This is a genomic window from Meridianimarinicoccus zhengii (assembly GCF_003254465.1).
GTDB lineage: Bacteria > Pseudomonadota > Alphaproteobacteria > Rhodobacterales > Rhodobacteraceae > Meridianimarinicoccus > Meridianimarinicoccus zhengii.
Genome location: NZ_QDFI01000127.1, coordinates 1 through 5,841, shown reverse-complemented (window position 1 = coordinate 5,841; position 5,841 = coordinate 1). Strand labels below are relative to the sequence as shown.

Sequence of the window (5,841 nt, the reverse complement as noted above, 5' to 3'; positions counted from 1 at the left end):
ACAGCCCGGACCTCCAGTGTTTCCTCATCAATGCCGAGGTGAATCTTGCGCCAGACCCGTCGCTTGAGCGCTTCATTGTAGGCTGGCCAGTTCCCGGTCCTGTAGGTCGGGGGTGTGGGTCTGCTCGTGCATCCCAGCTACCACGCTGGATTCACGAGATGAATCCCTCTCAGGATTTGTGCAACAGAGCCTCCCAAGACGGGAAGCGACGGCTTCCGCTTCAAGGCAAGCTCAGCCGAAGCAGCTCGAATAAAGAAGGAGTAACGCCCGCCCTTAACCCACAACTGACACGAAATCCATAGTCAAAGACGGGTTACTTCTCGATGGAAAACCCGGGTCACTTCTCATTGAAAATCAACACCCTGACCCTTTATGTGCACATCGAGTATTCGGCGTCAGGCTGCGACGTCATCTGCGTCAGGCAGTGATCCGCGATATTTGCACGCGTCGTTGGCCAAAGCGCAGCGTCCGCAGCGCAGATGGCCGCGATTTCGTCTATCGCCCATGCGGCGGCAGGGCGACCGTAGCAATGTCCATGCGCGAAGACGTCCAGAATGATGGTCTCGGCGGGTTGCGACTTGATGCCGTCGAGCGCCTCGGTGAACAAGTTTACGAACTGACCGGGTGTGCGGCCGAACCGCATCGCATGCGGCAGGTCGTTGAATTCCACCGACATCGGGATCGCAAGGATCTCGCCCTCGGCGAAGACCTGAATGTAGGGCAAATCGCGATCCAGCGCATCACCGTGCCAGCGGTATCCCGCGCGGACAAGGCGACGCTGATTGTCGATCGACGATGTCACGCGTGGGCTGACCCAGCCCTCCGGGCGCTTGCCGGTCGCAGCCTCGATCAAGGTGGTGCTGCGATTGATTGACTCGGCGTCCTGCTCGACGGTCAGCGTTGGGCCAAGCAGGTCCTGCGCATAGGCATGTGCGACGACGTCGTGGCCCGCCTCGGCGATTGCGCGCACCATCTGAGGTTGCTGCTCGGCCACCTTGCCAGAGGTCAGTACGCTTCCGGCGATCCCGCGCCGTTCGAGAATACCGAGCAGACGTCGCGCGCCGCACGCCGCGTTGTAGCGCCCGTAGGAATCCGCGTTCGGGTCGAAGACGCCGTCCACGAGCACGTTGCCCATCGGGCCGACGCCGGAGGTCGCGCCGTCCGACCACATTTCGAGCGCCACGTTGAAGACCACCGCGATCCGCCGGCCATCCGGCCAAGAGAATCCCGCAGGCATGGACCGCGTGTCGACGGCGTGTCCCTTGTCAGTCATGGCGGATCTCCCTGTTTGGCGTCGGCACGGCTGTTCTATAGCTTGGCAGCAGTTGGCGGAAATTCATTACACTCAACCTCACCTGCAGTGAATTCATGGGGCGACATGCACAACCTGCATGTGAGGGTGATAAATATGCACTGCCTGCAATAAGGGGAATCCCGTATCCCTTGACTACTGGCGATTACCGGGCCGACCCGGTCGACCAAGAGGAGGAGGACCCATGACCATGACATTCGCGAAGCGCGTGGCCTGCGCGCTGGCCGCCATCGTGCCGCTGACCGGCGCCGCGCCGGCCGCCGAAATCGAACTTAAGCTTGCCTGGCTCACAGCCGACAGCCCGACGGATCCCTATGCCATCGCGGCACACGCCTTCAAGGACGAGATCGAAGCCGCGATGCCGGATCGCGTCGCGGTCGCGCTCTTTCCGAACCGACAGTTGGGCGACGACAAGGAAATCCTGGAGGGTCTTCAGTTCGGTACGATCGACATGGGCATCATCACGAATGCCGTGGTCGCCAATCTCGAACCCACCTATCAGCTGGTCGATCTGCCGTTCCTGTTCGGCAGTGCCGAGCAAGCCCATGAGGTGCTGGATGGCCCCGTGGGTCAGCAACTGGCGGAGAATCTTCGCGCGCATGGTGTCGTCTCCCTCGGTGCCGCCGAAGGTGGCTTTCGCAACATGATCAACAACACCCGCCCCGTGCGCACGCCCGAGGATGTCGCGGGCGTGAAATTTCGCACCATGCAGAACCCGGTCTTCATCGAGATGTTCTCGTCGCTGGGCGGAAACCCGGTGCCGATGGCATGGGGTGAGGTGTTCACCGCGATGCAGCAAGGCACAGTCGACGGGCTGGAGATCCCGGCGTCGGTCGTGAACTCCAACAACTACGCGGACGTCACGAGATATCTCAGCTTCACGCGCCACACCTATTCGGCGATCCACCTGCTGATGGCCGAGCGCACCTTCGAGGGCCTGCCCGATGTCGTTCAGCAGGCCGTGTTGGATGCGGGTGAGGCTGCCATCGCTGCGCAGCGCGAAGCGGTCGCCGCGGCCGAGGCCGAGGTGGTTGCGGCGCTCCGGGACAAGGGCATGGAAATCAACGATATCGAGGATGTCGGTGCGTTTCGCGCCAGGGTCGGCCCGGTGTATGAACGGTTCGAGCCGACCATCGGCAGCGACCTGCTGAACGCCGCGCTCGACGCCGTCGCGGCCGAATAGGTCCGCGTCATGCGCCGCGTCGCATTCATGATCGTTGCCACGAGCCGCGCGATGTCGCGGCTCGTGGCCACCCTTTGCATCGCGATCATCTACGTGATGCTGGGGTTGCTCGTGACACAGGTTCTGATGCGGTATTTCCTCGGCGCGCCCCCCAGTTGGACCGAAGAACTGGCGATCATCCTTTTTACATGGCTGGTGCTTCTCTATGCGACCGTCGGCCTGCGCGAGGGATTCCATGTCGCGATCGAGACGGTGCCGGAAGGATGGCCCCGACTGCGGCGGTGGGCCGACCGCTGGGTCGCCGCGCTGGCGGGGGTCTTCGGCTGGGTCATTCTGACCGCCGGGCTGGCCTATGTTGACCGGACGGGCGGTCAGAAAACCGCGGCGTTGCAGATCCCCATCGAGGTTCTCTACCTCTCCGTCCCGGTCTGCGGCGCGCTTTTCATCCTGCATGGGGCTGCATTGATCATTGCACCGCAGGAACGGAACGAGACGGTGGTCCTGCCATGAACATGACCCTGATGGTCCTGACGGTCGGACTGCCGATACTGCTGGTGCTGCGCGTGCCGCTGGCGCTGTCCATCGGGCTCGCAACCATCGCGGCGCTCTGGGCCGCGGACATCGACATGATGATCTTCGCACAGCGAATGGTGTCGGGCACGCAATCCTTCAGCCTTCTGGCGATCCCATTCTTCATTCTCGCCGGTGACTTGATGACCGCGGGCGGTATTTCCCGCCGCCTCGTGGCTTTCGCCGATGTCCTCGTGCGCCATCGCACCGGCGGGCTTGGCATGGTGGCGGTTCTTGCGGCAGCGTTCTTCGCCGCACTTTCGGGGTCCGCCCCTGCCACGACCGCCGCGATCGGTGCCATCATGATCCCCGAGATGGAAAAGCGCGGATATTCCAGACCTTTCGCAGCCGCGTTGGCCGTGGCCGGCGGTATCATCGGCCCGATGCTGCCGCCGTCGATCCCGATGGTCGTGTGGGGCGTGATGTCGGAAACCTCGATCAGCGACCTGTTCCTCGCCGGGATCGTGCCCGGTCTGCTTCTGGCGCTCGGCCTGATGGCGCTTTGCTGGTTGCATGCCCGGCGCCACGGCATCGCACCGCAGCCGAAGGCCTCCAGAGCCGAGGTCTGGCGTGCATTCAACGACGCGAAATGGGCGCTCTGCGGGCCCATCGTTGTCCTGGGCGGCATCTACGGCGGAATCGTCACCCCGACCGAGGCGGCGATCGTGGCGGCTGTCTTCGCCCTGATCCTCGGGTTCGGCGTGTATCGGGAACTGACACCCGCCAATATCGGGCCGGTCACGCGCGGCGCGCTGAAGACCATGACCATCGTGATGTTCATCATCGCACTGGCGAACGGCTTCGGCTGGATCATGGCGTTCGAGCAGATTCCCGTCAGGGTGACGGAAAGCCTTGCGGGGCTGTCCGACCGGCCCGTGCTCTACGTCCTGATGCTGAACGCGACCCTTCTGGCCATTGGCTGCGTCATGGACAACCTTGCGGCGATGATCGTGCTGGCCTCCTTCCTCGTGCCCATCGGCGAGCAGCTTGGCATGGACCCGGTGCAGTTCGGTGCGATGGTCGCGATCAACTTCACCATCGGAATGGCGACGCCGCCCTTCGGCTACACGATCTTCGTGGGTGCCGCGATCAGCGGCCTGCGGATCGGGCAGATCGCGCGCCCGCTCGTACCGATGCTGGGCGTGATGATTGCGGTCCTGCTGATGGTCGCCTTCATCCCGCCGGTAACCCTGAGCGTCGTCGCGTGGTTTTCGTGAGGTCCCCCGCATGGTGAACCTGCGCAATTTCGACTTGAACCTGCTGGTGATCTTCCGCGCGATCATGAACCGGGGTTCCATCGCCGGAGCCGCCGAGGAAATCGGCCTGTCGCCCTCGGCCGTGAGCCACGCGCTCGGCCGGTTGCGGATCATGCTCAATGACGAGTTGTTCTTCAGGTCGGCCGATGGCGTGCAGCCCACGGACAGGGCCCGTGAGTTGAGCGCCGACATCGAACGCGGTTTGGGCTTCATCTCGACCGCCATCTCGCAGCAGCACCGGTTCGTGCCCGGTACGGCCCGCCGGACCTTTACGCTCCAGGTGGCAGATTACGTATCGGGATTTCTGCTGCCGCGCCTTGCGCAGCGGTTGCAGTCCGAGGCGCCGGGTCTCTCCATCGACATCTTGCCCTTCTCGGTATCGTCCGACAGCGTCTGGGACAGGGTCGACATGCAGGTCCGCCTGACGCCAGGCCGACTGAAACCCGAGATGGTGCGCAGCCAGAGGCTTCTGGCCGACGAAATTGCTGTCCTCATGCGGCCCGGCCACCCGCGCGCGGGCGAGACGATGACAGCCGAGCTCTATGCCGAACTGCCACATGTGAAGTTGTCGCAATCCGCCACCGGCACCACGGTCATCGACGACGCACTGGCGGCGCGCGGATTGAAGCGGAGCTTGCCCATGACCGTCGCCAGTTGGTTCGACATCCCCGACATCGTCGCCAACAGCGACTTGATCGCTATTGCGCCGCGCAGGCTCCTGTCCCTGGACCCTCGGCTGGGCCATCTGCTCTCGGCGCCGCTGCCGCTGACGGAGGTCGTGTTCTCGTTCGACCTGTGTTGGGATTTGCGAACCGAGCGGGAGCCCGGACAGAGATGGTTGCGGCGGGTGATTTCCGAGATATTCGACACGTCCGACAGCGATTGAACCCGGGTTCGTGGCCCGATGTTTGCGTTGAACTCTGAAAGTCGGCGCCGGGCAGAGGACGCCACATTCATGGCGCCGCTTTGCAGCGGAAAGTTGCACGTCATGCGACAGCGTCGGGCTGCCAAGAACTTGCAACCTTCGCAGTATGTGCGGATTTACTTTGCAGAGCCCTGATTCAGTATGGACTCGGGGCCGCCTTGCGGCGGTCAGCAAGTAAGTCTGCGGGCGGCCTCAGTTGACCGACGTACTCGGCCCGGACCCGACCCATGGCCAAGTGTCATGGGCTGCCTTGCGGCGTCACCGAACCGGCCATCCGACCATCCGTGCATTGTGCAGCGTTTCTTGCGCTGGAAGGGCAGCAGCGCAAACCTCCGTGCCGTTTGCTGCGAATACTCAGTCATAGCTGCCCTGCGAAGGACCTCATCGGGATTGCGGGTCGGGAAGCGTTTCGCCGCCGAGACGTCGTCGCTGCGCCGCGCCGTCATCAGACCGGACATGCGCCCCCAACGCAGCAGCTTTCAAGTGCCGGCGGCGGTAGTGCGAGAGGATCTGAACCACGATGGCTGCGCAGCGCATGCGTGCCAACGGGAAAGCGCCTCGCAAAGATTGATCAATGCCGAGACGGCGATGCGAC

The 5,841-nt window shown here is 63.4% G+C and carries 6 protein-coding genes; 4 read left to right on the top strand and 2 right to left on the bottom strand.

Annotated features, from left to right (window positions below; translation table 11 throughout):
* Positions 1-370: 370 nt before the first annotated feature.
* Positions 371-1,195, bottom strand: a complete 825-nt coding sequence (locus DDE13_RS21565) for a polysaccharide deacetylase family protein (RefSeq protein ID WP_235868808.1) — start codon at positions 1,193-1,195, stop codon at positions 371-373.
* A 301-nt stretch (positions 1,196-1,496) separates the two neighbouring features.
* Here DDE13_RS21565 and DDE13_RS21560 point away from each other — a divergent pair, with 301 nt between their 5' ends.
* The 4 genes from DDE13_RS21560 to DDE13_RS21545 are packed head-to-tail and all read left to right on the top strand — an operon-like array spanning position 1,497 to position 5,207.
* The gene (locus DDE13_RS21560) at positions 1,497-2,495 is read left to right on the top strand and encodes a DctP family TRAP transporter solute-binding subunit (RefSeq protein WP_111406271.1); all 999 of its coding nucleotides are present in this window, start codon (positions 1,497-1,499) and stop codon (positions 2,493-2,495) included.
* Between the two features lie 9 nt (positions 2,496-2,504).
* A complete protein-coding gene (locus tag DDE13_RS21555; protein WP_111406270.1) occupies positions 2,505-3,005 on the top strand; it encodes a TRAP transporter small permease in 501 nt (166 codons plus the stop codon).
* Complete coding sequence (locus tag DDE13_RS21550; protein ID WP_111406269.1) at positions 3,002-4,282, top strand: TRAP transporter large permease; 1,281 nt, start codon at positions 3,002-3,004, stop codon at positions 4,280-4,282. The genes DDE13_RS21555 and DDE13_RS21550 overlap by 4 nt, the downstream gene beginning before the upstream one ends.
* A 10-nt stretch (positions 4,283-4,292) precedes the next feature.
* Positions 4,293-5,207: a LysR family transcriptional regulator gene (locus DDE13_RS21545; protein WP_111406268.1), complete on the top strand. Its 915-nt coding sequence runs from the start codon at positions 4,293-4,295 to the stop codon at positions 5,205-5,207.
* Positions 5,208-5,627: 420 nt separating this feature from the next.
* On the opposite strand, the gene DDE13_RS23305 is transcribed toward DDE13_RS21545, so the two are convergent.
* On the bottom strand, positions 5,628-5,841 hold a 214-nt coding region (locus DDE13_RS23305; RefSeq protein WP_222626177.1), incomplete at its 5' end, for a hypothetical protein.

What these genes read in the sequence shown, in the direction of transcription:
- DDE13_RS21560 (WP_111406271.1), top strand. Translation starts at nt 1,497, where the DNA reads ATGACCATGACATTCGCGAAGCGCGTGGCCTGCGCGCTGGCCGCCATC.
- DDE13_RS21555 (WP_111406270.1), top strand. Translation starts at nt 2,505, where the DNA reads ATGCGCCGCGTCGCATTCATGATCGTTGCCACGAGCCGCGCGATGTCG.
- DDE13_RS21550 (WP_111406269.1), top strand. Translation starts at nt 3,002, where the DNA reads ATGAACATGACCCTGATGGTCCTGACGGTCGGACTGCCGATACTGCTG.
- DDE13_RS21545 (WP_111406268.1), top strand. Translation starts at nt 4,293, where the DNA reads ATGGTGAACCTGCGCAATTTCGACTTGAACCTGCTGGTGATCTTCCGC.